The sequence below is a fragment of the Micromonospora sp. NPDC000089 genome (assembly GCF_042899365.1).
GTDB lineage: Bacteria > Actinomycetota > Actinomycetes > Mycobacteriales > Micromonosporaceae > Micromonospora.
Genome location: NZ_JBIAZT010000009.1, coordinates 49,960 through 76,559 on the forward strand (window position 1 = coordinate 49,960; position 26,600 = coordinate 76,559).

At 75.5% G+C, this 26,600-nt stretch carries 23 protein-coding genes; 4 read left to right on the forward strand and 19 right to left on the reverse strand.

Going from position 1 to position 26,600, the window contains the following annotated elements:
• Positions 1-59: 59 nt before the first annotated feature.
• Both ACFY3U_RS17925 and ACFY3U_RS17930 read right to left on the reverse strand, forming a co-directional pair.
• Complete coding sequence (locus ACFY3U_RS17925; protein WP_387202444.1) at positions 60-1,310, reverse strand: D-alanyl-D-alanine carboxypeptidase family protein; 1,251 nt, start codon at positions 1,308-1,310, stop codon at positions 60-62.
• 179 nt (positions 1,311-1,489) lie between these two features.
• Positions 1,490-1,807, reverse strand: coding sequence for a MazG-like family protein (locus ACFY3U_RS17930; RefSeq protein ID WP_387202446.1), 318 nt, complete (start codon positions 1,805-1,807; stop codon positions 1,490-1,492).
• 263 nt (positions 1,808-2,070) lie between these two features.
• Between ACFY3U_RS17930 and ACFY3U_RS17935 the strand changes: the two genes are divergently transcribed.
• The gene (locus tag ACFY3U_RS17935; protein ID WP_387202449.1) at positions 2,071-3,495 is read left to right on the forward strand and encodes a hypothetical protein; all 1,425 of its coding nucleotides are present in this window, start codon (positions 2,071-2,073) and stop codon (positions 3,493-3,495) included.
• A gap of 114 nt (positions 3,496-3,609) precedes the next feature.
• On the opposite strand, the gene ACFY3U_RS17940 is transcribed toward ACFY3U_RS17935, so the two are convergent.
• From ACFY3U_RS17940 to ACFY3U_RS17950, 3 genes are all read right to left on the reverse strand, one after another.
• The gene (locus ACFY3U_RS17940; RefSeq protein WP_387202452.1) at positions 3,610-4,290 is read right to left on the reverse strand and encodes a hypothetical protein; all 681 of its coding nucleotides are present in this window, start codon (positions 4,288-4,290) and stop codon (positions 3,610-3,612) included.
• Between the two features lie 12 nt (positions 4,291-4,302).
• Positions 4,303-6,087: a DUF4012 domain-containing protein gene (locus ACFY3U_RS17945; RefSeq protein WP_387202455.1), complete on the reverse strand. Its 1,785-nt coding sequence runs from the start codon at positions 6,085-6,087 to the stop codon at positions 4,303-4,305.
• Positions 6,088-6,218: 131 nt separating this feature from the next.
• Positions 6,219-7,436, reverse strand: coding sequence for a glycosyltransferase family 4 protein (locus ACFY3U_RS17950; RefSeq protein WP_387202458.1), 1,218 nt, complete (start codon positions 7,434-7,436; stop codon positions 6,219-6,221).
• A 162-nt stretch (positions 7,437-7,598) separates the two neighbouring features.
• On the opposite strand from ACFY3U_RS17950, the gene ACFY3U_RS17955 reads away from it, so the two are divergent.
• The gene (locus ACFY3U_RS17955; protein WP_387202461.1) at positions 7,599-8,153 is read left to right on the forward strand and encodes a low molecular weight phosphatase family protein; all 555 of its coding nucleotides are present in this window, start codon (positions 7,599-7,601) and stop codon (positions 8,151-8,153) included.
• Here ACFY3U_RS17955 and ACFY3U_RS17960 read toward each other — a convergent pair.
• Complete coding sequence (locus ACFY3U_RS17960; protein WP_387202464.1) at positions 8,134-9,591, reverse strand: polysaccharide biosynthesis tyrosine autokinase; 1,458 nt, start codon at positions 9,589-9,591, stop codon at positions 8,134-8,136. The two genes, ACFY3U_RS17955 and ACFY3U_RS17960, sit on opposite strands and share 20 nt — an antisense overlap.
• Before the next feature lie 188 nt (positions 9,592-9,779).
• Here ACFY3U_RS17960 and ACFY3U_RS17965 point away from each other — a divergent pair, with 188 nt between their 5' ends.
• Entirely contained in the window at positions 9,780-11,630 is a 1,851-nt protein-coding gene (locus ACFY3U_RS17965; protein WP_387202467.1) for a polysaccharide biosynthesis protein, read from the forward strand.
• Between the two features lie 83 nt (positions 11,631-11,713).
• On the opposite strand, the gene ACFY3U_RS17970 is transcribed toward ACFY3U_RS17965, so the two are convergent.
• The 10 genes from ACFY3U_RS17970 to ACFY3U_RS18015 form a co-directional block, all read right to left on the reverse strand.
• Positions 11,714-11,917: a hypothetical protein gene (locus tag ACFY3U_RS17970; RefSeq protein ID WP_387202470.1), complete on the reverse strand. Its 204-nt coding sequence runs from the start codon at positions 11,915-11,917 to the stop codon at positions 11,714-11,716.
• 20 nt (positions 11,918-11,937) lie between these two features.
• Complete coding sequence (locus ACFY3U_RS17975) at positions 11,938-12,264, reverse strand: hypothetical protein (RefSeq protein WP_387202472.1); 327 nt, start codon at positions 12,262-12,264, stop codon at positions 11,938-11,940.
• Complete coding sequence (locus ACFY3U_RS17980) at positions 12,261-12,632, reverse strand: DUF1622 domain-containing protein (RefSeq protein ID WP_387202475.1); 372 nt, start codon at positions 12,630-12,632, stop codon at positions 12,261-12,263. The genes ACFY3U_RS17975 and ACFY3U_RS17980 overlap by 4 nt, the downstream gene beginning before the upstream one ends.
• A gap of 28 nt (positions 12,633-12,660) precedes the next feature.
• Positions 12,661-13,254, reverse strand: a complete 594-nt coding sequence (locus ACFY3U_RS17985) for a TMEM165/GDT1 family protein (RefSeq protein ID WP_387202478.1) — start codon at positions 13,252-13,254, stop codon at positions 12,661-12,663.
• Positions 13,255-13,498: 244 nt separating this feature from the next.
• Positions 13,499-14,464: an L-histidine N(alpha)-methyltransferase gene (gene egtD, locus ACFY3U_RS17990; RefSeq protein ID WP_387202481.1), complete on the reverse strand. Its 966-nt coding sequence runs from the start codon at positions 14,462-14,464 to the stop codon at positions 13,499-13,501.
• Positions 14,465-14,511: 47 nt separating this feature from the next.
• A complete protein-coding gene (gene egtC, locus ACFY3U_RS17995; RefSeq protein WP_387202484.1) occupies positions 14,512-15,306 on the reverse strand; it encodes an ergothioneine biosynthesis protein EgtC in 795 nt (264 codons plus the stop codon).
• 16 nt (positions 15,307-15,322) lie between these two features.
• Positions 15,323-16,660 (reverse strand): ergothioneine biosynthesis protein EgtB, encoded by a 1,338-nt coding sequence (gene egtB / locus ACFY3U_RS18000; RefSeq protein ID WP_387202488.1) that lies wholly within the window; start codon positions 16,658-16,660, stop codon positions 15,323-15,325.
• Complete coding sequence (gene egtA, locus ACFY3U_RS18005; protein ID WP_387202491.1) at positions 16,657-17,892, reverse strand: ergothioneine biosynthesis glutamate--cysteine ligase EgtA; 1,236 nt, start codon at positions 17,890-17,892, stop codon at positions 16,657-16,659. The genes egtB and egtA overlap by 4 nt, the downstream gene beginning before the upstream one ends.
• 332 nt (positions 17,893-18,224) lie before the next feature.
• On the reverse strand, positions 18,225-19,070 hold the full coding sequence (locus tag ACFY3U_RS18010) for a hypothetical protein (protein WP_387202494.1): 846 nt from the start codon (positions 19,068-19,070) through the stop codon (positions 18,225-18,227).
• Positions 19,071-19,086: 16 nt separating this feature from the next.
• Positions 19,087-19,728 carry an RNA polymerase sigma factor gene (locus tag ACFY3U_RS18015; protein ID WP_387202497.1) on the reverse strand — a complete coding sequence of 214 codons (642 nt, stop codon included), beginning with the start codon at positions 19,726-19,728 and terminating at the stop codon, positions 19,087-19,089.
• 532 nt (positions 19,729-20,260) lie between these two features.
• On the opposite strand from ACFY3U_RS18015, the gene ACFY3U_RS18020 reads away from it, so the two are divergent.
• A complete protein-coding gene (locus tag ACFY3U_RS18020; protein ID WP_387202500.1) occupies positions 20,261-21,691 on the forward strand; it encodes a serine/threonine-protein kinase in 1,431 nt (476 codons plus the stop codon).
• A gap of 138 nt (positions 21,692-21,829) precedes the next feature.
• On the opposite strand, the gene ACFY3U_RS18025 is transcribed toward ACFY3U_RS18020, so the two are convergent.
• The 3 genes from ACFY3U_RS18025 to ACFY3U_RS18035 form a co-directional block, all read right to left on the reverse strand.
• Positions 21,830-24,283: an ABC transporter permease gene (locus tag ACFY3U_RS18025; protein ID WP_387203007.1), complete on the reverse strand. Its 2,454-nt coding sequence runs from the start codon at positions 24,281-24,283 to the stop codon at positions 21,830-21,832.
• A 244-nt stretch (positions 24,284-24,527) separates the two neighbouring features.
• Positions 24,528-25,193, reverse strand: coding sequence for a response regulator (locus ACFY3U_RS18030; protein ID WP_387202504.1), 666 nt, complete (start codon positions 25,191-25,193; stop codon positions 24,528-24,530).
• Positions 25,190-26,422 carry a sensor histidine kinase gene (locus ACFY3U_RS18035; protein ID WP_387203010.1) on the reverse strand — a complete coding sequence of 411 codons (1,233 nt, stop codon included), beginning with the start codon at positions 26,420-26,422 and terminating at the stop codon, positions 25,190-25,192. Before ACFY3U_RS18035 ends, ACFY3U_RS18030 begins: the two co-directional genes overlap by 4 nt.
• Between the last annotated feature and the right edge of the window lie 178 nt (positions 26,423-26,600).

Below are 26,600 nucleotides of genomic sequence, written 5' to 3' on the forward strand. Positions count from 1 at the left end.
GACTCGTGGTGCCAGAAAGACCGGAGTCTATGGAACCGGTGTCCGGATGTCGACGGTCGTCACCCTCGGGCGCGGCGGGCACCCCCGGGCGCTCGGCGTCGCCGGCTCACCGCCAGCAGCACGGCCAGCGCCGCGACGAGGGCCGCGCCGCCACCGACCACGGCCCCGCCGAGCCAGGACGGGCCGTCGTCCGCCGCCGGGGCGGCGGCCGCCGGGCGGGCGTCCGCGGGCGCCGGTTCGGCCGGCGTGGCGCTGGCCCGGCCCAGCTCGTCGGGTTGCACGAGCCGGCCCACGTCGGCGTCGCGGGGCAGCGCGAACCCCCAGTCGAGCAGGCGGACGCCCTGCTCCCAGGGCCGCACCGGCCGGGCCTCGGCACCGAGCATGGTGACCACCAGCCGCCGGCCGCCGCGCTGGGCCGCCCCGACGTAGCTGTGCCGGGCCAGCTCGGTGAAGCCGGTCTTGCCGCCCAGCGCCCCCGGGTACCGGAAGATCAGCTGGTTCTCGTTCTGGATCTGGAAGCCGGGCTTGCGCAGCCCGGGCTGGGCCGGGATCTGGACGCGCGGGGTCAGCGCGTACCGCCGGAAGGTGGGGTCGGCGAAGCACACCCGGGCGATCAGCGCGAGGTCGTAGGCGCTGGTGAACTGCCCCGGCCCGTCCAGCCCGGAGGGCGTCACGGCGTGCGTCTGCAGGGCGCCCAGCCGGTGCGCCTCCGCGTTCATCCGGGTCACCCCCGCGGCGGCGCTCCCCGCGCCGAGCCGGGCCAGCAGGTTGGCCGCGTCGTTGCCGGACTGCAGCAGCAGGCCCAGCCAGACGGTCTCCACCGGGTAGCGACCGCCCTCCAGCAGGCCGACCGCCGAGCTGCCGGGGGTGATGTCCAGGTCGGCCCGGGTCACCGTGGCCACCTGCTTCGGGTCCAGCTTCGCCAGCATCGTCGCCACCAGCAGCAGCTTCTGCACGCTCGCCGGGGTGCCGTACTCGTGCGGGCCGCAGCCGCCCAGCACCGCGCCGGTGTCCAGGTCGGCGACCAGCCAGGAGGTCGCGGTGACCGGCGGCGGCGCGGGCGTGCCGGGCGGCACCACCAGGCCCGGGGTGGCCAGCGCCTCCCCACCCACCACGCGCTGCTCGGGCACCGCGGCGGGCGGGACCGGCCGCGGTGGCCGCCGCACCGGTGGGGGCGGCACCGCCAGCTTCGGGCAGGGGGCCGCGGTGGGCGGCGCGGCGCGCTGCCGCGGGGCGGCGCTTGCCGGGACGGTCGTCCCGGTGCTGAGAAGTACGGCGGCGGTCGCGGCGGCCAGGACCCGGGCTCTCATGGTCAGGCACCCTATCGGGCAAGATCCGCCGGCTGAAGTCAGCCGCCCCGGCGGGCTTGACCGAGCGCGGCCCGGGGGCAGGGGCCGGACGCCGCCGCCGCGCCGGGTGGCTCCGCGGACGCTACGGAGCTGATGACGTCAACGAATCGGCGGGGGCGGGCCGGCACCGCCCGACGCGGTCAGGGCGAGGACGCGACCCTGGCCCGCACCTTCTCCGCGCACCCGGCGACCACCGTACGCGCGTCCAGCCCCAGGCTCTCGATGGCCACCAGCGCGGTGAAGACGACGTCGGCCAGCTCGTCGGCGACGTCCTCCCGGCGGTGCGTCACGCCCTTGCGCGGGTTCTGGCCGAGCACCCCGATCCAGGCGCCGGCCGCCTCTCCCGCCTCCTCGGTGAGCTTCAGGATGCGGCAGGTCAGCTCGGCCTCACCGGTGCCGTTGGCGGCGTCCAGCCAGCCCCGCGAGGCCCGGACCGCGTCCCAGATCAGGTCGTCCATCCGACCAGTGAACCGGACGACGGTCGGGGCCGGCACCCGGGGACGGCCGGGCGGCACACCGTCCGGCCGCGCCACGGACCGTGGGGACCACCCGGACAGGACCGGACCACACGGCGGGCCACCTTCGATCCACTTCGGTCGAGCGGCCGCTCAGGAAGGCATTGACACCCTTCGACCGGTGGGCCTAGCTTCAGGCCCTACCGGCCGGTAGCACCGGTCCGCCCCGCCGCCCGGAACCGGGCGGCAACCTCCGGGGAGCAACGATGCTGTCCACCACCCGCCTCGTCCGCCGCCTGCTCGCCGCCGGCGCCACCCTCACCCTCGCCGCCGGGCTGGCCGGTCCCGCGCCGGCCCGCGCCGAACCCACCGGCGGCGCACCGGGCCGCGCCGCGCCCGGCGGCCCGCGCAGCCACGGCACGCTGCCCGCCGACGACGGCTCCGGGCCGCTGCCCGGGTACACCATCAGCAACCCGCCGCTGGCCCCGCTGGTCGTCGGCGGCGCGCCGACGACCGTCCGGCAGGGCGTGTACCGGCACGCCGGCTACGTGGTGGAGATCCCGGCGGCGTGGAACGGCGAGCTGGTGATGTGGGCGCACGGCTACCGCGGCCAGACCACCGTGCTCAGCCCGGAACCGCCCGGTTTCGGGCTGCGCCAACGCCTGCTGGAGCAGGGGTACGCCTGGGCCGCGTCGTCGTACACCACGAACGGGTTCGACATCCGCTCCGGCGTGCTCAGCACCCGGGAGCTGGCCGACCTGTTCGCCGCGACCGTCCGGGGGCCGGCCCGGACGTACCTGGCCGGCGCGTCGATGGGTGGCTACGTCACCGGCCGGTCGCTGGAGCAGTACCCGGGCTACTACGCCGGCGCGCTGCCGGTCTGCGGGGTGCTCGGCGACCACGAGCTGCTCGACTTCTACCTGGACTACAACCTCGTCGCGCAGGCGCTCGCCGGGGTGCGGGCGTATCCGCCGCCGGCGGACTACCTGACCCAAGCGGTGCCGCGGATCCAGGCCGCGCTCGGCCTGACCGGGCTGACCCCGACCGGGCCGGACACCACCACCGACCGGGGTCGGCAGCTGCGGCAGATCGTGGTGAACCGGTCCGGCGGCCCCCGCCCGGGCGCCGAGGCGGCGTTCGCGGTGTGGAAGGACTTCCTGTTCGCGATCAGCACCACCGACGGGGGCGACTCCCCCGCGCAGCGCCCCGGCCAGCTCGCCACAAACCTGCTGACCTGGTACGCCCCGAACACCCCGGTGAACGTGAACGCCCGGGTGCGGCGGGTCGCCCCCGAGGACGTCTGGCAGCGGCTCTCCCCCGCCCTGACCGAGGTGCCGCGGATCGCCGGCCGGCCCACCGTGCCGGTGCTCAGCCTGCACGACCTCGGCGACCTCTTCGTGCCGTTCTCGATGGAGCAGGCGTACGCCCGGGACGCCGCCCGGCACGGTCGCGGCCGGCTGGTCGTGCAGCGGGCGATCCGGGCCGCCCAGCACTGCGAGTTCAGCCCGACCGAGGCCGGCGCCGCCTGGGACGACCTGGTCTCCTGGGTACGCACCGGGCACCGGCCCGCCGGCGACCGGGTCACCGACGCCCGGGCGGTGGCGGCGGCCGACTTCGGCTGCCGGTTCAGCGACCGGGCCGCGTACGCCGCCGGCACCGGCACCCGGCGGCTCTACTCCGCCTGCCCGTGAACCGGCCCGGTCCGCCACCGACCGGGGTGGCGGCCGAGGACGCGCGCCGACGCCCGCCGGACCTGTCGTCCGGCGGGCGTCGGTCTGGGTGCTGCGGGCGCTACCCGGGTCGGGTCAGCGGGTCATGCCGAGGCGGTTGCGTCGCCGCCAGGCGAAGGCGCTGAGCATCAGCACCGCGCCGGCGCCGACCAGGCCGCCGCCGACCTTCAGCGGGGTGCCGAGGTTGTCACCGGTCACCGGCAGGTGGCCGTGGTCGTCCCGGTCCCGGTCCGGCAGCGCGGTGACGGTCGCGCTGGCCGTCCGCCCGGTGGTCCGCCCGGTCGCGGTGAACAGGTAGACGCCCACCACGTCGAACACGTACGGGGTGACGAAGTGACCGTTCGCGTCCGCCCGCACGGTGAACCGCCGCGGCGACGGCTGCGGCTCCGAGTGGGTGGGCATCGGCGGCTTCGGGTACGACACGGCGGCCATCGCGACCGTGCTGCCGTCGCTGCGGCGGGCCGGCGCCTGGCCGGGCACCGCGGCGGCGAGCGGGGACACCGTCACGACGATGTCGACCAGCTCGTTGGGGCCGAAGCCGGCGCCGGTCAGCGTCTCGGTGTCGTCCTCCGTGGTGGTGGTCTCGCTGGGGGTCAGCGTGGTCAACGGTAGCGTCGGTGGGTAGTCGGGCGGTGGCTGTGTCACGCTGCCCGTGGGGTCGGGCGACGGCTGCGGCTGGGCCGCCCCGGCCGCGGTCGGCGCCGCCACGATGGCCAGGCCGACCGTGAGCGCCATGAGTATGCGGGAAAGCCGCATGATGGTCTCCTCCTACTGGTTGCAGCTTGGTGCGGGAACTATCTGGGTGGTTGCGGGGGTGGCGGTGGGAGTGAGCCAGAGGTCGGGCGCACCGGCGCTGTTGCGCCCGGTGAGCAGGTCGACCTCCACCGTGCGGGTGCCGCCGGGCGGCACCTCGACGTTGACGGTCGCGACCTGACGGCGTCGCTCCTGGCCGGAGACGAGGCCGATCGGCCGGCCGTCGAGGCTGCCCCGCAGCAGCGACCCACCCGCCGGGCTGAAGACGTTCACCAGCGTGCGGGCCGTGTACGGGTCACCCGACTTGGCCAGCCCGAGCACCGAGTCGGGCAGGCCGTCGGCCGGCGCCGACGAGTGCAGAGCGAACCGCAGGTGCAGCTCGCGCCGGCCGTCGTGCCGGCATCCACCGGAGGTCAGGCGCACCGTCGGGCTGAGGTAGTAGCCGAGCTTGGCGCCGCTGCCGTCGTTGAGGAACACGCCCACGGTGGGCGTGGTCTCCCGCTCCGGCAGGATGCCGGCGATCGCGCTTTCGCCGAGAATGTCTCGCTCTTCTTTACGGGCACTCCAGAACAATATCCGCCGTTCCGTAATGGACCGGTCGAATGCCGACAAAACCCCCTTTGGGCTTACCTTGGCACTCAGGAAGGCGTCGAAGACCGCGGCGGCCGACGCGGCGAAGTACTCGTCCTGGCGAGCCGGGCTCATGGTCCGGTACGCGTCGGACAGCAGCGACCGCACCGCCGTCGCGGAGGTGAGTGTCGGGCCGTCCGGCACGGGCACCGGCCCGGTGGCGGTGAGGAGGTACGACAGCGCGACCGGGTCGACGGCCAGCACCCCGTCGACGGTCACCCCGGTGCGCCGGCGGACCATCTCCCGGTACAGCGACGCGGCCGTCGGGAAGTGCGGGGTGAGGTTCACGTCGGCGGCGTAGGTGGCCGGCAGGTCGCCGTAGCGCCGGCGCAGCTCCGCCGGGAGGTCGGCCACCGGCGGCGTGAAGGCCTGCAGGTCCGACGCCTTGCCCTGGTTGACCATCTCGATCCGGCCGCCCTCGGCGCGGATCACCACGTACGCGCCGAACATCCCGCCGGTGGCCCGCAGCTCGGCGAGGTTCTGCGAGACGAGCAGGTAGTTGCGGGGCCCGGCCGCCCCCAGCAGCGGTGGCAGCACGCGCGCCCCCCGGTCGGCGGCGCCGGTCAGGGCGGCCAGCCGGTCGAGTTCGGTGCGCAGCGCGGTGAGCGCGGAGCGCACCTGGGGGATCAGGTTGCCGGTCGGCACCGCGTCCAGTCGGGTGCGGGCCTGCCGGACGGCGGCGTCCGCCTCGATGACCGTGTCGGCGAGGGCGCCGAGCCGGGCCACGTCCAGCCGTCCCTGGCGCGGGATCAGCGTGGCCAGGTCGGTGCGGAGCAGATCCGGAAACGCCTGCCGGGACAGGTCGTCCACGGCCACCGCGATCTCCCGGACGGCGGTCAGGTCGTCGCCGGCGTAGGGCGTGTGCCGGCCCAACCACCAGACCGGGTCGTCGGTGTCGCCGCGGGCGGCGGTCGCCTGCTCCTGGAGCGCGGCCAGGGTGCGCCGGGCCCGCTCGATGTCGCCGGCGACCACCTGGGCGCTGAGCTCCCGGGCCAGGCCGGCCGCGTTCACCAGGTGCGCGCGGGCCTGCCAGCCGCGGAAGCCCACCCAGCCGACCACGGTGGACAGCACGGCCAGCACCACCAGGCCGGTGAGCAGGGCCCGGCGGATCCGCGCCCTGGTCCGCCGGCGCAGCCGCGACCGCCGCCGGGACACTCCGCTCTCCGTCACGCCACGCTCCCGCTCAGACCCGGACAAAATGACTATTCGTCGTCTTTCTAGCACGAACAACGACGGTGGCATGCCGTAAATGATGACCAGAGCACCGAAAATCCCATTCGCTAGATTCGTTCGGGTGACGGCTAGGCCGCCCCACCCGCCGCCACGTTCCGCAGCAGCCGCTCGATCCGGTCCACCCCGGCCCGCAGGGACATCTCCCGCAGGTACGTCTCCCGGCCCCGCCGACCCATCTCGTCGCGGGCCGCGGCCGGGATCGTCGAGGCCAGCCAGAACCGGTCGGCCAGCGTCGCCCAGTCCTCCGGCGGGCAGGACAGCCCGGCCCGGGCCCGCTCGACCAGCTCCACGGTGTCGCCACCGGCCGCCGCGATCACCGGCGCGGCACAGGCCAGCGCGGCCTGCAGCTTCCCCGGCACGCTGCCGCGCAACTCCGGCAGGTCGCGCAGCGTCACCAGCTGGTAATCGGCGGCGGCGTACAGGTCGGGCATGTCGAGCGGGGAGCGGCGGTCCACGAACCGCACGTTCTCCGCGCGCAGCTCGGTGGCGAGCCCCCGGACCCGCTGCTCCTGCGCGCCGGAGCCGACCAGCACCAGATCCATCCGGTCGCCCAGCGCCGCCGCCGCGCGGACCGCCGTCTCCAACCCCTGTCGTACGCCGATGGTGCCGGCGTGCATCACCACGGTCCGGCCGTCCCGGCCGATCAGCTGACGGGCCGACCGGCTGGCCCGGGCGGGGTGGAAGATCCGCTCGTCGGTCCAGTTCAACACCAACCGGGTCCGCTCCGCCGGCACGCCGCCGGCAAGCACCAGCTCGCGCATGGACGGGGCGGTCACCGCGACCGCCTCCGCCTCGCGCAGCAGCCGACTCATCGTGGTGGCCAGCCGCCCCGGCCAGCCGCTGCGCTCCGCCCCGACGAGCCCCTCCTCGGTCCAGAGATCCTGCACGTGCAGCACGACCGGCACCCGGCCGAGCACCCGGAGCAGGGCCGCGGCGGCGAAGGTGGTGGCGGGCAACTGGAAGACGTACAGCACGTCCACGTCGGCCAGGTAGCGGCGACCGACCACCGCGACGCTGCCGGCGAAGGAGAGATAGCTGGCCATCCGCGCGCCGGTGGAGCCGTCCCCGCCGGCGTACCGGGGCACCCGGCGCACGGTCAGCCGCTCGCTGCGGGTCAGGTGCCGCCACCGTTGCCGCCAGCCCGGGTAGACGTGCCCGCCCGGGTAGTCCGGGAAGCCGGTCAGCACCCGCACCTCGTGGCCGCGGTGGGCCAGCTCCTCGGCGAGGCTGCCGGGGATGAACGCCGGTTCCGGCGGAAAGTGGTACGACAGGATGCCGATCCTCATCGTCGTGTCCCCGGGCCGGGCCGGCGTGCCGGCGCGGCAGCCGCCCGACGGCGCGCGGGCGGCGCATAGGATGCCGGCATCCCCTCGGCGTCCGGCCCCCACCTGCGGACCGCCACCGTCGCGGCGCCCCGGCCCGCGGACCCGACGAGGAGAGGGAGCGCGATGCCCGACCGGCTGCTCATCGTGTGCCACGCCAACATGTGCCGTTCGCCGATGGCCGAGTACCTGCTTCGGCAGCTGCTGGGAGACCGGCCGATCGTGGTGGCCAGCGCGGGCACGCACGCCGTTCCCGGCCACCCCATGCACCCGTACGCCGCCGAGATCGCGGCCGGGACCGGCGCGGACCCGGCGGCCTTCGTGAGCCGGGAGCTGCGGCCGGAGCACCTCGCGGAGGCGGACCTGGTGCTGACCGCCACCCGCCGCCAGCGGTCGATCTGCACCGCGCTGGCCCCGGCGGCGTTGCACCGCACGTTCACGCTGCACCAGTTCGGACGGTTGGCGGCGGCGGCCGACCCGCCCGCCGGGCGGGTCGACGCGCCGCTGCGCACCGCGGTGCGGGCCGCCGCCCGCGCCCGGGCGCTGCTGCAGCCCGCCGCGCCCGAGGCTGACGACCTGCGTGACCCCATCGGCGGTGGCCCGGAGGACTTCCGGCGCTGCGCCGCGGAGATCGGGCGGTCGGTCCGACCGGTGCTGACGCTCATCGGGGCAGCCGGGTGAGTTCCTGGGTAAGGTCCCCGACCTCGACCGGCTCGCCGCGACGCGCCGCCGGGGTCCGGTCCTCGACAGGCACCGACGCCTTGCGGGAGGCGGCGGCGAGCCGGTACGCCTCGTACTGGTAGGCGTCGGCCCGGGCCACCCTGGTCATGTTCAGCACGCACCCGAGCAGGCGCACCGAGACCGAGTGCAGCGCCCGGGACGCGGCGGCCACCTGGGCGCGGGACGTCCGGCCCTGCTGGGTGACCAGCAGCGCGCCGTCGGCCTGCACGGCCACCACCACGCCGTCGGTGACCGCGAGCAGCGGCGCGGTGTCGACGATCACGATGTCGGCCGACTCGCGCAGCGAGAGGAGCAGGTCGGCCATCGCCTTCGAGCCGAGCAGCTCGCTCGGGTTCGGCGGCGCCGAACCGCTCGGCAGCACCAGCAGGGACTTGTCGCCCCAGCGCTGCACCACGTCGCCGACCTGGACGTCGCCGACCAGCACGTCGGTGAGGCCGACCCCGCCGTCGAGGCCGAGGTAGTCGCCGACCTTCGGCCGCCGCAGGTCGGCGTCGACCAGCAGCACCCGCCAGCCCGCCTCGGCCAGCGCGATCGCCAGGTTGCAGGAGAGGGTGGTCTTTCCCTCGCCCTGCAGGGCGCTGGTGATGGCGATGACCCGGGCCGGCTCGTGCACGTCGACGAAGCGTAGGTTGGTGCGGAGCTTGCGGACCGCCTCGGCGCGTCCCGAGGTGGCCGCGTCGCCCACGATCAACGGGGCGGACCGGGCCGCGGCCTCGAAGGGGATCTCGCCGAGCAGCGGGCTGCCGGTCGCGCGCTGCAGGCCGGCGGCGTCGCGCAGCCGCACGTCGAGCATGCCGCGCAGCACCGCCAGGGCCATGCCCAGCAGGAGCCCGACCAGGCCACCGATGACGAGGTTCCGGGTGGGCTGGGGAGCGACCGGGCTGGAGCCGACCCGCGGACCGCCGACCACCTCGATCTTGATCGGGGACGGCTTGCCGTCGCCGGTGGTCTCCACCTTCTGCACCAGTTCGACGAACTTGGCCGACAGCGCCTCGCTCACCTTGAGCGCCCGGTTCTGGTCGGTGTCGGTGACGGTGGCCCGCAGCAGGACGGTGCCGGCCTCGGTGGAGGTGGCGACCCGGCGCTGCACCTCGTCGGCGGTCAGCCCGGTCGCGCCGTCGGCGACCACGCTCTGCGCGAGCCGGTCGCTGCGCAGCAGGTCGGCGTACGACTTCACCCGCTGCTGGAGGAAGAGGCTGCCCTGGTAGGCGTCGGAGACGCCCTGACTCGGGGTGGTGACGAAGAAGGTCACCGAGGCGACGTACCGGGGGGCGGTCCGCACGGTGATCAACGCCGCCGAGCCGAGCGCCACCATCAGCGTGACCAGAACGATCCACCAGTGCCGGCGGACCAGGCGCAGTGCGGTGCGAACGTCCATCACGCTCTCCGATCCGCCGGGACGACTAGCTGGCCAAACTGCACGAAATCCCCCTAGTAATCGCAGACGACATGTCAGGATCTAATCGACCCAAACGCGTAGTGACGTGACGAAACGAATGTAGACGACTGAAGTGCACGACACTGCTGATTCCTCGCAATGAAGGAACGAACCGGCAAGGGACACCCATGGACCACGTAGGCCCTCCGACCGCGACCCCCGGAACCCGACGCGACTGGGTCACCCGGCGAGCGAAGACCCTTTCTCTGCTAACGCTCGACGTAGGCGCATGGTGCGCCGGATTCCTCGTCGCGGCCTGGGCGCGGTACGAGTTCGAGCTGACCCTCCGGCAGTGCGCGTTGGCGGTCGGCACGGCGGTGGTCAGCGCGGTCGTGCACGTCTCCCTGGAACAGGTCCGCTCCACCGCCCGCGGCCGGCACCCGGTCGGCAGCGCGGGCGAGGCCCGCGACCTGGCCGGGACCGCCGTGCTGGCGACCGTGGTCGTGCTGGCCGCGCTGGCGCCGATGACCCAGCGACCGGTGCCGGCCAGCGTGCCGGTCACCGGCGGCGCCATCGCGCTGCTGCTGATGGTCGCCGGACGGGCCGGGTACCGCTGGCATCGGGAGCGGGACGACCGGCCGGGGCGCTCGGCCGACCGGGCGCTGATCTACGGGGTCGACGCGGCCAGCGAGCGGCTGGTCCGGGTGCTGGTCAGCGACCCCGGCGGCAGCTACCGGCCGGTGGGGCTGCTCGACGACGACCCCGACAAGCAGAGCCTGCGCCTGGAGGGGCTGCGGGTGCTGGGCGGCCGGCGGCAGATCGAGCAGGCCGTCCGGCGCACCGGGGCCACCACGGTGATCTTCTCGATCGACGGCTCGGACGCCGAGCTGATGCGGGACGTGCGTGCCCGTACCCTGCGCGCCGGCGCGGCCTTCAAGGTCCTGCCGCCGGTCCGCGAGCTGCTCGACCGGCCGGTCGCCGCCACCGACGTGCGCGACCTGAAGCTCACCGACCTGCTCGGTCGCGCCCAGCGGGTGGCCGAACTCGCCGTCGAGCGCAGCGGGCTGGCCGGGCGCCGGATCCTGGTCACCGGCGCCGGCGGGTCGATCGGCTCGGAGCTGTGCCGGCAGCTGGCCCGCTGCGACCCGGGTGAGCTGATGATGCTCGACCGGGACGAGTCGGCGCTGCACGCGCTACAGATGTCACTGCACGGTCGGGCCCTGCTGGACGGCCCGGAGCTCATCCTGGCCGACATCCGCGACGCCGACGGCATCGCCCGGATCATCGGTGAGCGGCAGCCCGACCTGGTGTTCCACGCCGCCGCCCTGAAGCACCTCACGCTGCTGCAGCGGCACCCGGGCGAGGCGATCAAGACCAACGTGCTGGGCACCCTGAATGTGCTGGAGGCCTGTCGGGACGTCGCCGAGTTCGTCAACATCTCCACCGACAAGGCGGCCAACCCGACCAGCGTGCTGGGCTACAGCAAGCGGATCACCGAGCGGCTGACCGCGCACTACGCGCGCCGGTACGGCACCGGATACCTGAGCGTCCGGTTCGGCAACGTGCTCAGCAGCCGCGGCTCGGTGCTGACCGCCTTCCAGGCGCAGCTCGAGGCCGGCATGCCGATCACGGTCACCCACCCCGACGTCACCCGGTACTTCATGACCGTCCAGGAGGCGGTGCACCTGGTGCTGCAGGCGGCGATCGTGGGGCGCGGCGGCGAGGCGCTGGTGCTCGACATGGGCGAGCCGGTCCGGATCGCCGACGTGGCGCGGCGGCTGGCGGCCGAGGCGGACCGACCCACCGAGATCGTCTTCACCGGGCTGCGGCCCGGCGAGAAGCTGCACGAGGACCTGTTCGGCGCGGACGAGGTGGACAGCCGGCCGCTGCACCCGCTGATCTCACACGTGCGGGTGCCCCCGATGACCCCGGACGAGGCCCGCGCGCTCGACCCGTACGCCGACCCGGACGAGCTGGTCAAGCGGATGGCCGCGCTGTGCGAGGGGTCCCGGCTGACCGCGCTGCCCGGCCCGCGCTGACCGCCGCTGCGGCCGGGACACCAGCTGGCCGGCCGCGGCGCCGGGCCGGCCGGTGGCCGGGGCACGGCGGCGCCCCACCCGGGTCAGCGGCGGTGTTCGGCCGCCCGCTCCTGCGGCGACTCCTCGGTCTCGTGGATCGCCTCGCTGTACGGCTCGGTGAGGTCGTCGCCCGGCACCGCCACCGCCTCCGCCCGGTCCTGCTCGTCCGGCCGGCCGCCGGCCGGGGGCTCGGGGGCGGTCGCCCCGCCGGCGTATCCGTACTCGTTGGGCTCGTCGTGCCTGCTCATCCGAGAACCTCCCGTTGTCGTCACGCTGTCGCGCGGCCACCGGCGGCCGCCGGTGATCGTCCTACCCGCCCCGGGCGGTCGGCAGTCGTGCTCGGCGGGTCGCCGGTCGGGGACACCGGGCCGGTGGCTGTCAACGCCGCCCAGAGCAGCTGGCGCAGGACGACGATCGCGGCCGCCGTGGCCAGCGCCGGCCAGCTCCGGCCGGTGGCGAGCCGGAGCAGCCCGGCCGCCACCAGCAGGTCCAGCAGCACCCGCACCGACATCCGCCAGGACCCGCCGGTGCACAGCACGGTGCCGGCGGCCAGCAGCGCCAGCCCGGTGACCGCCGAGGCGAGCAGCGCGCTCACCGGGACGGACCCGGGTCGGCGTCCTGGCGTACCTGTTGCTGCTCCTGGCCGATCTCCTTGCGCAGGAAGAAGTTCAACGCGGTCCGGATGGTGGCGATCGCGGCCAGCTGGCCGATCTGCGCGAAGGTCGGTGACACCGCCGTCCGCAGGATGTCCGCGGCCAGCTGGAACTCCAGCCCCAGGGTGAGGAACCGGCCGAGCGACAGCCGGATCGGGGTGAAGACGGCGGCGCTGCGGTGCCGCAGTCCCTCGACCGCGAACCGCAGCGCCGCCCACACCGCGCCCACGAAGATCACCACCGCGCCGGCCGACTCCACCACGGCGACCGCCACCTGGTCGCCGTGGCGCAGGAGCTCGTCCGGCGTCACCGGGGGGCGTTACCCGCCCCCGGTCGGATCAGACCCAGCCGAGCGCCCGGATCGCCTCGAAGACCAGCCACAGGCCGCAGATGGCGAACAGCACCGCGGCGCCGTACCGGATGGTCTTCTCCGGCAGGTGCCGGCCGAGCAGCCGGCCGACCAGGATGGCGAGCGCGTCCGCGGCCACCATGCCCAGCGTCGAGCCGAGCCAGGTGCCGAACCAGCCGTACTTGGTGGCCAGGGTGATGGTCGCCAGCATGGTCTTGTCGCCCAGCTCAGCCAGGAAGAACGCGACGCCGACGGCGAAGATCGCCGACTTGCCGCCCCGCTCGGCCTTGCGCTTCTCCTCCTCGGTGAGCTTGTCCCCGCGCAGGGTCCAGGCGCCGAAGGCGAGGAAGGCGACACCGGCGATCAGCGAGATCCAGTCGGTGGGCAGGGCCGCCCCGAGTCCGTACCCGATGGCCACCGAGGCCAGGTGGACGAGGGCGGTGGCCACGGTGATGCCGATCAGCACCGGCACCGGTTTGAAGCGGGTGGCGAAGGTCAGCGCCATCAGCTGGGACTTGTCCCCCAGCTCGGCGACGAAGATGACGCCGAAGCTGACCACCAGCGCGACGAGGAAACCGTCCATGAAAACCTTCCCGATCAGGCCGGGAGGAGGTACAGGGGTGCCCTCGACCCGGCTGCGACAGCCTGAGTCGAAGGTCTCGCCCGCCCCATCGGGTGGGGCCGCGTGGCCGGATGCGGAACGCACCAGTGTGTCGACCACGACATTGCGGGCTACTCCCCTTCGCGTGGATCAGCCTAGCCGACCGGCCCGACGGCGGCGGGCACGGGTGCGCCGGATCACCACCGGCGGCGGGCCGGCCGGCCGGTCACTCCGCGCGGGCCAGCGAGACGCCGAACAGGCCCCCCGGGTCGGTCCAGAACTCCGCCACGGCGAAGCCGGCCTTGGCCAGCTCGGCGGCGATCCCGTCCGGCCGGAACTTCGCCGAGACCTCGGTACGCAGCTCCTCGCCGGCGGCGAAGTCGACGTCCAGGTCGAGCACCCGCACCCGCATCGGCCGCTCGGCGCGCAGCCGCATCTCGATCCACTCCCGGTCCGGGTCCCAGGCCGCCACGTGGGTGAACGCCTCCGGGTCGAAGTCCGCTCCCAGCTCCCGGTTGATCACCCGCAGCACGTTCCGGTTGAACTCGGCGGTGACCCCGGCGGCGTCGTCGTACGCCGGCACCACCACCGCCGGATCCTTGACCAGGTCGGTGCCGACGAGCAGCCAGTCCCCGACCTCCAGCGAGGCCCGCATCGCGGCCAGGAAGTCGGCCCGCTCGGGCGGCATCAGGTTGCCGATCGTGCCGCCGAGGAAGACCACCAGCCGCCGGCCGCCGGTCGGCAGCCGGTCCAGCTGCCGGGTGAAGTCGCCGACGATGCCGCGCACCCGCAGGCCCGGATAGTCCTCGGCGATCCGCTCGGTGGACTGGCGCAGCGCGCTGACCGAGACGTCCAGCGGGACGAAGGTGCCCAGCTCCCCGTGCCGGGTGAAGGCGTCGAGCAGCAGCCGGGTCTTCTCCGACGACCCGGAGCCCAGCTCGATCAGCGTCTTGGCGCCGGTCAGCTCGGCGATGTCCGTGGCGTGGGCGGCCAGCACGGCCCGCTCGGCCCGGGTCGGGTAGTACTCCGGCAGCCGGGTGATCTCCTCGAACAGCTCGCTGCCCCGGGCGTCGTAGAACCACTTCGGGGGCAACCACTTCCCCTCGGCGGTCAGCCCGATCCGGACGTCGTCGCGGAGTCCGCGGCCGAGGTCCTGCTCCTCCAGGTAGATCTCCAGTGGCTCCGCGCTCATCAGCGTCCCCCTCCGTTGCCGAACCCTGCGAAAGAACCCCTGACCGGTCAGGTCACCGCCAGGGCGTGTGTCCGCACCCCCGCGGACGTGGCGACCAGCAGTCGGCCGTCCGGCACCGGCCGCCAGCCCGGGTCGTCGTCGAGCGGCTCGGACGCCACCAGCACCGCGTCGGCGGTGGCCCGCACCGACAGGGCGTGCCCGGCGGTGGTGGCCACCACCGTGCGGCCGTCGTGCAGCAGCAGATTCAGCCGGGAGCCGGGTGCCGCCGCCGCCACCTCGGCCGACGTCTGCGCGATCGCGGTCGCCGGTTCCGCGCCGGCCCGCAGCCGGTCCCGGACCAGCGCCCAGAGCAGGGCGGCGTCCGTCGGCGCGTCCAGGGTGATCAGGTCCCGCACCGGCAGCCGGCCGGCCAGCCCGACCACGGCGTCCGGCCACCCGGCCACCGCGCCGTTGTGGCTGAACAGCCACCGTCCCTCGGTGAACGGCGCGGCGGCGGGCTCCGACACCGGCATGCCGACGGTGGCCGAGCGGATCGCGGCCAGCACCCCGCCGCTGCTGGTGACCGCGGCCAGCTGGGGCAGGACCGGATCGTTCCAGATCGGGGTGGCCCGGCGGTAGCGCACCGGCTCCCGACCGCGCCCGGCGGCCGCCGCGGGCGGGCGGCGCTGACCGGGCGCCGGCTCGTCCGGATACCAGCCCACCCCGAAGCCGTCCGCGTTGACGGTCCCGCCGCCACGCATGTCGCGCGGCGCCCAGGCCTGCCGCGCCAGCGCGTGCGGCGGATCGAACAGCAGCGCCCGCAGGGCGACCGGCGGCCCGAGATAGGCCAGGTGGCGGCACATCAGGCGATACCCGCGATCACCCGTGGACCTCCGCCGGCGACGCGTCGCGGGCGCACCGGAAGCCGCTGAAGATCTGCCGCCGGATCGGATAGTCCCAGTTGCGGAAGGTGCCCCGGCAGGCCGACCGGTCGGTGCCGAACGAGCCGCCGCGCAGCACCCGGTAGTCCTCGCCGAAGAACACCTCGGAGTACTCGCGGTACGGGAAGGCGGCGAACCCGGGATGACCATGGAAGGTCGTCGACGTCCACTCCCACACGTCGCCGATGAGCTGGTGCACCCCCAGCGGCGAGGCGCCCGCCGGGTACGCCCCGACCGGCGCCGGGCGCAGGTGCCGCTGCCCCAGGTTGGCGTGCTCGACGGTGGGGTCCTCGTCGCCCCACGGGTAGCGGCGGGACCGGCCGGTCGCCGGGTCCCAGCGGGCCGCCTTCTCCCACTCCGCCTCGGTGGGCAGCCGCTTGCCGGCCCACGCCGCGTACGCCTCCGCCTCGAAGAAGCACACGTGCACCACCGGCTCGTCGTCGCGCACCGGCGACCAGCGACCGAACTGCCGGTACGCCCACCCGTCGCCGTCGCGCCGCCAGTGCATCGGCGCGCTCAGGCCGGCCTCGGCGCGGTGCCGCCAACCGGCCGCGCTCCACCAGCGGGGCTCGTCGTACCCGCCGTCGGCGATGAAGGCGCGGTACGCGCCGTTGGTCACCGGCGCGGCGTCGATCGCGTACGCCGGCAGGTCGACGCTGTGTGCGGGCCGCTCGTTGTCCAGCGCCCACGGGTCGGTGGAGGTGCCCATGGTGAACGGGCCGGCCGGCACCAGCACCTCCGCGGCGACCCGGGCCCGCGGTTGCGGCGGCGGCGGCGCGTCGAGCACCGCCGGGCCGGAGCGCAGCTGGTGGGTGGCGAGCATCGTCTCGTCGTGCTGCTGCTCGTGCTGCACGATCATGCCGAAGGCGAACCCGTCGACCAGCAACCGCCGGTCGGTGAAGCGGGCGTGGTCGAGCAGGTCCTCGACCTTGGCCCGGACGGTCGCCAGGTAGGCGCGCGCCTCGGCGGGCGGCAGCAGCGGCAGCGCCGGGCGGTCCCGGCGGGGCTGCTTGAACGCGTCGTACAGGTCGTCGATGTCCCGCCGGACCGGCTCACGGCCGCCCACGTCGCGGACCAGCCAGAGCTCCTCCTGGTTGCCGACGTGGGCGAGGTCCCAGACCAGCGGGGACATCAGCGGCGAGTGCTGCCGCATCAGGTCGTCCTCGTCCACGGCCCCGGTGAGCAGCGCCGTGCGGGACCTGGCCCGCGTCAGCTCCGCCGCGATCAGGCCGCGCAGCTGCTCGGTCCCGAGCTGTTCGGTGGTCGTACCGGTCACCGGTGTCCCCTCTCCGCGGCGGCCTGGCGCCGCCGGATCCCTCGGCTCGTCTCCAGGTGGCTGTCGGCCGGCAGCTCCAGCCGGGGCAACGCCGCCAGCGCCAGGTCCAGCAGGGCGACGGCGGCCCGGGCCAGCGGCGGGTCGGCCAGCCCGTGCCGGGCGGCGGCGTGCCACCGGTCGGCCACCGGCTCGCCGATCGCCCGGGCCTGCGCGACGGTGCCCGGGTCGGCGAGCAGCGCGGTCAGCACCGCGAGCGGAACCGCCCACTCCCGCCCCGGCTGGGCGTCCAGGTAGCGCACCTCCAGGTAGCCGCGCGGACGCACCGGCGGGAAGAGTGTGCTGGCGTGGTACTCCAGGTCGTCGGTGGTAGGCGGCCGAGGCAACGCGCCGGCCAGCCAGTCCGCGAAGGTGACCCCGGGCGGGGGTGTCCAGTCCGGGCCGTCGTGGCGCAGGCACAGCAGCGGCGCGTCCAGGACGTAGCGCGTCCAGGCCGCGACCGGGTCGTCCCCGGGTCGGCGCGGCGACCAGACCGGGCGGGTCCGGGCCGGGTCGATGCCCAGCCAGGCGGCCATCCGGGCGGACGCCCAGCCGGTGCGCCGGCCGGCGTGCCGGTCCGCGGTGGCGAACGCGGCCAGCAGCGGCGGGCCCACCGCGTGCACCGCGGCCCAGCGGTCCGCGTACTCGGCCGGCTCACCGGCGTCCAGGCAGACCTGCAGGCCGGCGGTGCTGTACATCATCGTGCGGCCGGCCGGCCCCCGACGGTCGAAGACGCAGCGCATCGCGCGGTAGCGCGGGGTCTCGACGACCGGCCGGGGCGGTCGCCAGGGATCGATCCCGGTGCTGCCGAGCACCAGGCCGGCGCGGCCCAGCAGCGCGGTCAGCTCGGCGATGTCGGCCCCGGTGGCCGCGAGCAGCCCGGTGAGCGACGATCGCGGTGGGGTGGACACCTCCACCTGCCCCCCGGGCTCCACGGTCACGGCGCTGCCGTGCCGGAGTGGTCGGGCGGGACTGGTGTGGTCCAGAGTGGTGGGGCTGTACGGCCCCAGTGCCGCCCGCAGCCGCTCCCGGTCGACCGGGAGCGCCGGATCGGCGGCGTCGTGCACGGTCCATTCCAACTCGACGCCGGTGAACAGCGGCGGGCCGGTCTTGAAGCAGATCCGGGCGAGGTGGCCGGCGGCCGCGGCCTCGTCCCCCAGCACGGTGGCCCGGTCCAGCTCGGGCGACGTCACCACGAGATGAGCCCCCTCCCGGCGCTGGGATCCGACCACACCACCACGGCGGCGTCGACCGTCTCCTGGCCGGGTCCCCGTGGTCCCATCCTCTGTCTAGCAGACCGGATCCGTCGACCGGGGCGGTGAAGAAATTTCCGTGAAAGCTTCTCGACCAGCCGAGTGTCGGAGCTCAGGGTGGGGCGGCGGGTCGGGGGCGGCAGCGGGATGCTCACCGTCGGGCCGGTCGCCGCGCACCTGGACCGGATCGACGCCGCCCTCGGCCCGGGGTGACCGGCGCCCGGCGCCCGGGTGCGGCCATGGACGAGCTGGGGCGCCTGTTCGGAATCGCGCAGCTAGTCCGTCTTGTCCGGGCGGGCGTCCGGCGTCCCGGTCGGCCGCTTGGCGCGGCCCGGCGGGGTCGACGGCGGGTTCGGCGACGAGGCGGACGGCGACGGGCGGGCGCTCTCGTCCTGGCCCCCACCATCGGTGTCGGGGGTCGCCGGGGCAGAGGCCGCGGCCTGGCAGTACGCCAGCACCCGCTCCGCCCCACCGGCGGCGGCGACCAGGTCGGCGAAGCCCGGGGTGGTCAGGGCCCGGCGGCGCTGCGCCTCCGACTTGGCCAGGTAGGCCCGGCACTGTCCGGCGAGCTTGCCGGTCGGGGCCGGCGCGCCGGGGCCGGAGGTCGTCGCGGATGCGGACGGGTCGACCGGGCGGGGCGTCGGGCTGGTGGAGCCACCCGGAGCAGCGGGGGAACCGGACGTGCCGGGGGCGCCCGGCGCGGGTGATCCGGTCCGGTCCGGCTGGGTGGTGCGGGTGGCCGGCGTCGACGGCCGGGGGGCGGGGTCGGGGGTGCGCGGGCGGTCGAGCGCGACCGCGGCGAAGGCGGCGCCCGCGGTGGCGGTGGCGGCGACGGCGGCGACCCAGGCGACCACGCCGGTGGTCAGCCGGCGCCTCCCCCGGCTCGGCGCGGCGGCCGGGGCGGTCCCACCGTCGAGCCGGGCGGCCCGGAAGGCGGCCAGCGCCTGCTGCTCGCCGGCCAGCTCGCCGGGGCGGGCCGGCGCCGCGGCGGCGGAGAGCAGCCGGGCCAGCGGATCGGCGCCCGCGGCGGGCTGCGCGCCGGCGCGGGCGGCGTCGAGCAGCCGGTCGGACTCGCCGGGAGCGGCGGGTCCGCCGGACCCTCCGGACCGCCGGGCGTTCATCCAGTTTCCCCTCACGTCAGCCGTCCGCCGGCTCGGGCCGCGACGCGCTCGGCGTCTGCCGATCCTGCTCACGCCGCGGCCGGGGCGCACCGGTCCGCGGGTCCGCGCCGGACGGCTGCGCGGCGTCCTGTCGTTCCAGCATGCCGGCCAGCCGCCGCAGGCCCCGGTGGGCTGCGGTGCGGACGGCGCCGGGGCGGCGGCCCAGCACCCGCCCGGCGGTCTCGGCGTCCAGGCCGATCACCGCCCGCAGCAGCACCGCCTCCGCCTCGCGCGGCGGCAGCGTCGAGATCAGTGCCAGGGCCGACTCGGTGCCGATCGTCTCACCGGCCCGCTCGGCCGTGTCGGCATCCCCGGCCAGCTCGGTGAGCGCCTGCACGGGCACCGGCAGGGCGGGGCGGCGACGCTGGCGGCGCAGGTGGTCCATCGCCCGGTTCCGCGCGATGGTGACGCTCCAGGCGCGGAACTCACCCCCGCTGAACGTGGGCAGGTCCCGGGAGATCTGCAGCCAGGTCTCCGAGGCGACGTCCTCGGCGTCCCCACCGACCAGGGCGGTGAGGTAGCGCAGCAGCCCGGGCTGGAGGGTGCGGTAGAGGAAGCGGAACGCCTCCTCGTCACCGGCCTGCGCCGCGGCGACCGCCTCGGTCAGCTCACCGCTCATCGATCCGCCGTCCCCACCCCGCGCGCCACCGGTCGACGGCGGCACGGGACGCACCGGCGGCCCGATCCTCGGACCTCGTCGCGCACCATCAGCCCCCCGCCGACCCGCGCCCGCGCTCCACTGCCCGGGCGTCATGTCTCGACACTCGGCGCCGACGGTAGAACGCCGACGGCCCGGGTGCCGAATCGGCGCCATGGGCTGGGCCGAGTCGGGCTAAGGCTAGGAGCGGACGGGCCGGCGAACAAGTTGCCGCCAGACAAGAGCGGAGTGAGAAATCTCTACGTCACAGCACGGCGGGTCGACGTAACACAATTGGGGCGTCGGACGCCCCACCTCGCACCTGAGCTGCGGCATCAGGCGGTCACCACCGCGCCGACCCGCTGATTCTATCCGCCGCCGGCGGTCCACCGTCACACCCGGTTCGAGGTTCGTCACCGGATGTCCGTCCCGCCGAACGCGGAAGTTCCGCCGCCCCGGTCGGCCGCCGGAATCGTGGTCTGCCGTACGCGAGGTCTCTGGGTACGGTATTGGGGTGTTGTCATCCGAGGTCGTGCTCAGCGGCCGCTACCGCTTGGACGAACGTGTCGCCACCGGCGGCATGGGCGACGTTTGGCGTGCCACGGACGTGGTGCTCGGGCGTCAGGTCGCGGTGAAGGTCCTGTTGCCGGCTCTCGTCTCCGACCCGGACTTCATCGCCCGCTTCCGCGCCGAGGCGCGGATCATGGCCGCGCTGCGCAATCCCGGGATCGTGCAGGTCTTCGACTGCGGCGAGGACGTCCTGCCCGACGGCAGCCGGGCCGACTACCTGGTCATGGAGTTCGTCGACGGTGAGCCGCTGTCCCGGCGGATCGAGGCGGCCGGCCAGCTGTCCGTCGCCGAGACCATGTCGGTGGTCGCGCAGGCCGCGCAGGCGCTGCACGCCGCGCACGCCGGCGGGATCGTGCACCGGGACGTGAAGCCGAGCAACCTGCTCGTGCAGGACGACGGCACCGTCGTCCTGGTCGACTTCGGTGTCGCCCGGTCGACCAACGTCACCAGCATCACCAGCACCAACGCGGTGCCCGGCACGGCGTTGTACATGGCGCCGGAGCAGGCCTCCGGGCGTCCCGTCTCGGCCGCGACCGACATCTACGCGCTCGGCGCGGTGGCGTACTGCTGCCTCACCGGTGGCCCGCCGTTCACCGGCGAGAACCCGCTCCAGGTGGCCGTCCGCCACCTGGACGACGAGCCGCCGGAGCTGCCGGCGGAGATTCCCGCGCCGGTCCGCGCCCTGGTCGCGCGGGCGCTGGCGAAGGACCCGGCGGAGCGCTTCGCGACCGGCGCGGAGATGGCCGCGGCCGCCCGTGCCGCCAGTGCCGGCGGCCCGGCCGACGCCGCCCCGGCGACCATGGCCATGGTCACGCCTCCGCTGCGCGGGGCCACCGACCCGGCGACCCGCGACGACCTGCCGGTCGTGGCGGCGCCGGCCGCGCCCCGGCGACGTGGCCGGCGGGGTTCGCTGATCGGTGCGCTCGCGGCGGTGCTGGTCGCCCTCGCCGGCCTGGGCGCGGCGCTCGGCGCCGCGAGCAACGCGGGCGACGACGACGGCGGTGGGGCCACCAACATCAAGACCGGCCCGTCGGCCAGCGTGCCCAGTGGCCGGGCCGAGGTGCCGGTGGCGACCGAGCAGACCGAGGACGACGGCGGGCCGGCCCGGCCGAACCGCCCCGGCAGCACGGCCGAGGACCGGCCGACGACGACCGGCTCGGCGACCCCGTCGCCACGGCCGTCCCGCTCGGCCGGCGGGAAGACGCCGACCGCGCCGCCGACCACTCCGGCGGATCCGCCGACCACGACCGCCTCCGCCACCACCACGGCGCCGGCGGAGCCCACCACCACCACGACGTCCCCGCCCGACCCGGTGCCGACCACGACCGACCCGCAGGTCGGCGGCGGTGGGGGCGATCCACCGGTCGTCCCGTGACGAACGCCGACACCGTCGGCCAGGATCGGACTCAACCGGCACACCCAGTTCGTCTTCGACGCGCGCGACCGGTGCGCCGGCCCGGCGGTGGAGCGGCTCTGCGCGCCGCGCGCCCCACTCGGCGCCCAGCCGCGCGCCTCACTCGGCGCCCAGCGCCTGCACCACGGGCCGGCTCAGCGCCCGGCGGGCCGGCAGGACCGAGGCGGCCAGCGCGGCGACCAGCGCGCCCGCGAGGATCAACCCGACCCGATCCCACGGGACGACCAGCGGGAAGTCGCCACCCGCGGCGGACAGCAACGCCACCGCGCCCGCGCTGACCCCGATCCCCAGAGCCACCCCGAGCACCGCGCCCACCAACGCGGTCAGCACCGCCTCGACGGCCAGCATCGCGCGCATCCGCCCCCGGCTGAGCCCCACCGCACGCAGCACCGCGTTCTCCCGGGTGCGCTCCACCACCGACAGGCTGAGCGTGTTCGCCACGCCCACCAGCGCGATCACCACCGCCAGGCCGAGCAGCGCGGTGACGAAGGTCAGGACCGTGTCGACCGTACCGGTGAGCATTTTCTTGTAGGCGGCCTGATCCACCAGGTTGACCGTCGGGTAGTCGGCGAGGACCGCCTCGACGGCGGCCCGGGCCCGCTCCGGCGGGACGCCATCGGCCGGGTCGATCTCCGCCAGGTGGCCGCGCACGGTCGGGAACAGCGCGGTGAAGTCGGCGTCCACCATTTCGACGCGCTGCCCCCGGCCGCGGCCGTCGACCACCGCGGTGACCCGGAACTGCCGGCCGGAGATCACCACCGGCGAGCCGACCGTCCATCCGCGGGCCCCCGCCAGCTCCCGATCCACCAGGACGGTGCCCGACCGCAGGTCGTCGACCCGCCCGGCGACCACCGTGGTCAGCGTCCGGCCGACCAGCGCCGGATGCGCGGCGTCGATCTCCATGCCCTGCCACTGTCGGCTGCGCTCCTCGTGCACCACCGCGAGCTCCGGCCGGGCGGACAGCCGGCCGGCCAGCGCCGCCGGCAGGTCACCGCCGATGCCGACGGCCAGGTAGTCCACCCCGACCTGGGCGTCGACGCTGCGCTCGATGCCGACCTTGACGCTGCCCGCGCCCACCACGAAGGCGCTGACCAGGCTGATCCCGATCACCAGCGCGGTGGCGGTGGCGGAGACCCGGCGCGGGTTGCGGACCGCGTTCGCCACGGCCAGCGCGGCGGTGGTGCCCAGCACCAGCCGGGCGGGCAGCCCGAACACCCGCACCAGGGCGGGCACCAGCACCGGGCCGTACAGCACGATCCCGAAGAAGGCGAGCACGCCGCCCAGCGCCACCAGCGCGATCTGCGCGGCGCTCGCGGCCAGCACCAGCGCGGCCACCCCGGCGGCGAAGACGACCGCGCCGAGCGCCAGCCGCACCCGACCGGGTGGCCGGGCCACCCGTACCGCCGCGTCGGTGAGCGCGGCCACCGGCGGCACCCGACTGCCCTGCCAGGCCGGCAGGGCGGCCGACCCGACGGTGACCACGGTCCCGAACAGCAGGCAGAGCAGCACGGCCCGGGCGGTCAGGACGGGGCCCCCGGCGCTTGTCGGGCCGAACGACACGGGCAGCGCACGCAGGCCGAAGGCCAGGCCCGCGCCGACGACCACCCCGAGGGCCGAGGCGACCAGCCCGAGCACGGCCGACTCCAGCACGGCTGCCCGGAAGACCTGCCCCCGGCTGGCGCCGACCACCCGCAGCAGGGCGGTCCGCCGGGTGCGCTGGGCGAGCAGGATCGCGAACGTGTTGGCGATGACGAATCCGGCCACCACCACGGCGACGCCGGCGAAGGTGAGCAGCAGCATGCGGAACTGGCGAAGGTTGCGGACCGCGTCGTCGACCGCGTCGTCGAGGATGTGCTGCCGGGTCCGGACCGCGGCGCCCGGGCCGGCCACGCCGGCCAGCCGCTCGGCCAGCACCTCCCGGGAGGCGGTCGGCGCGGCCGCCACCATGATCCGGTCATACCCGCTGCGGCCGGCGACCGCGAGCGCGTCGCCGCCGGACAGGCCGATGAAGGGACCGCCGACGTCCCGGACGCTGCCGGCCACGTCGACCGTGCCGACCAGGGTGTACGCCCTCGCCGCCCCGGCCGCGCCGCCGACCCGGACGGGCGCACCGAGCGGGAAGCCCTCCTTGCGTGCGGTGGCGGCGTCCAGCACCACCTCGCCGGGACGGTCCGGCAGCCGGCCGGCCACCACGTCGTACGAGCGCAGCGCCGGGTCGGTGGGGATCGCGGCGAGCACGGCGTACCCGAGCACCGGGCGGTTGTCGGAGCCGACCACACCGGCGGTGCCGATCAGCTCGCCGGACGCGGCGGTCACCCCGTCGACGGCACGGACCCGGTCGACCAGGGCCGGCGGCAGGCCCGGCGACCCGGCCCGCACGTCGAGGTCGGTGTGCCGGTCGAAGGTGCCGGCGCGTTGGTAGGCGGCGGCCGACATTCCGTCGGTGACCATCAGCGTGCCGGCGACGAACGCGACGCCGAGCACGACGGCCAGGGACGACAGCAGCAGGCGCAGCGCGTCGGCGCGCAGCGTGGACAGGGTCAGTCCGACCATCCCGGTCAGCGGCCGGGCGGCGCGGCGGCGGCGAACCCGGCCGGCCGACGCGGCGGCGGACGCGCCCGTGGCGGGTACGGGCGGTGGGGTGACGGGCATATGGCGCTCCCCGGGGAGACGTTTCCAGGACGTCTCCGACGCTAGGGGCGCGCCGACCCCGGGGCGTCCACCTGCGCGTTCGCCCGAACTGCGACCGCGGGCGACCCCGACCGGGGAACCCGTACGACCCGGGTCGTAGCCGGGCTCAGCCGCCGGGGGTGACCAGGCCGCTCTCGTACGCCAGCACCACCGCCTGCACCCGGTCGCGGAGCTGGAGCTTGGCCAGGATCCGCCCCACGTGCGTCTTCACGGTCGCCTCCGCGACGTGCACCCGGGCGGCGATCTCCGCGTTGGACAGGCCCTGCGCGACGAGCAGCAGGATCTCCCGTTCCCGCTCGGTGAGCCGGCCCAGCCGGGCGTCGGCCGCGGGGGCGGCGCCGAGCTGGCCGGCGAACCGGTCGAGCAGCCGCCGGGTGATGGACGGGGCGACCACCGAGTCACCCTGGGCGACCACCCGGATCGCGGCGAGCAGCTCCTCCGGGGGCACGTTCTTCAACAGGAAGCCGCTGGCCCCGGCGCGCAGCGCGGCGAACGCGTCGTCCTCGGTGTCGAAGGTGGTCAGCACCAGCACCCTCGGCGCCCCGGTCGGCCGCTCACGGCAGATCCGGCGGGTGGCCTCCACCCCGTCCATGGTCGGCATCCGGACGTCCATCACCACCACGTCCGCCTCGGTGCGGGCCAGGACCCGCAGCGCGTCCGCGCCGTCGATCGCCTCGCCGACCACCTCCAGGTCGGGCTGGGAGTCCAGCACCATCCGGAACCCGGCGCGCACCAGCGCCTGGTCGTCCACCAGCACCACCCGGATCGTCATGCCGCGATCACCTCCGTTCCGGGGGTCGACGGTAGCGGCAGCCGCGCCTCGACCCGCCACCCCCCGGTCGGCACCGGGCCGGCGGTGAGGCTGCCGTCGTACACGCCGACCCGTTCCCGCATGCCGACCAGGCCGTGACCGCCGGACGGCGCCGGCCCGGCCGCTCGCCGGCCGCGGCCGTCGTCGACCACCGTGACCAGGACGGCCTCGTCGGGGCAGGCCACCGTGACGGTGACCTGGGCACCGACCCCCGCGTGCTTCAACGCGTTCGTCAGCGCCTCCTGCACCACCCGGTAGACGGTCAGGTCGAGGCCGGGCGGCAGGGCCGGTGGCGCGCCGGTGCCGAGGTACCGGATCCGCAGGCCGGCGTCCCGGAAGCGGTGCAACAGCGTGGGTAGCTCGGCGACGGCGGCGCTGCGCCGCTCCGGCTCGGCGGCCGGGCCCTCTGCGGCCGGGCCTTCGGCGGCGCCGACCGGGCCGGTCCGCTCCGGCTCCCGCAGCACGTCGACCAGGCGCCGCATCTCCTCCAGCGCCTGCCGGCCGGTGTCCGCGACCACCCGGACGGCGGCGCGGGCCTGCTCGGGATCGCGATCGAGCATGTACCGGGCGCCGTCGGCCTGCACGATCATCACGGCCATGCTGTGCGCCACCACGTCGTGCAGCTCGCGGGCGATCCGGGCGCGCTCGCCGGCGACCGCGGCCCGGGCCTCCGCCTCCCGCTCGCGTTCCAGCGTGGCGGCCCGCTCCTCCAGGCTGAGCACGTAGAGCCGGCGGGTGCGCAGGTTCAGCGCGGCCAGCCAGACGCCGCCGGTGACCAGCCCGAAGTAGAGCGCGGTGAACCACCAGGCGACCGGGTTGACGGTCTGGCTGGCGGCCAGCAGCACCCCGATCGCCGCCACCGCTCCGGCGAGCGCGCCGTCGCGGAGCCGGTCGGCGTACTTCACCACGCTGTACAGCGCGATCAGCACGGCGATGTCGTAGGCCAGCGCGCCCCAGCCGGCCACCACCTGCAGCAGCGCGAGCACGGCCACCACCGCGGCCACCACCCGGGGGTGGGTACGACGGAACAGCACCGCCACCGCCATCAGGCCGCCCACCGCGGTGGCCCACCAGCCGCCGGCCTGGCTGCCGGCCCCGGCCAGCGCGAAGAGCACCACGACGCCGCAGACGAGCACGTCGAAGGCGACGGCGCGCAGCGGACGGCCGAAGAGCGTACGGTTCACGGTCAGCCAGCGTACTCAGCCTCGTCTGCCCGGACGCCGCACCGCCGACGGCGGGTACGAGGGCGGGACGGGCCGGTCCTCGACGACCACCGGCTGCCACGACATCACCGCCTACCCGGCCACGGACCTGGCCGCCGGCGCGTGCGTGATCCCGCGGACCAACGCCGACACCGAGAACTGCGTG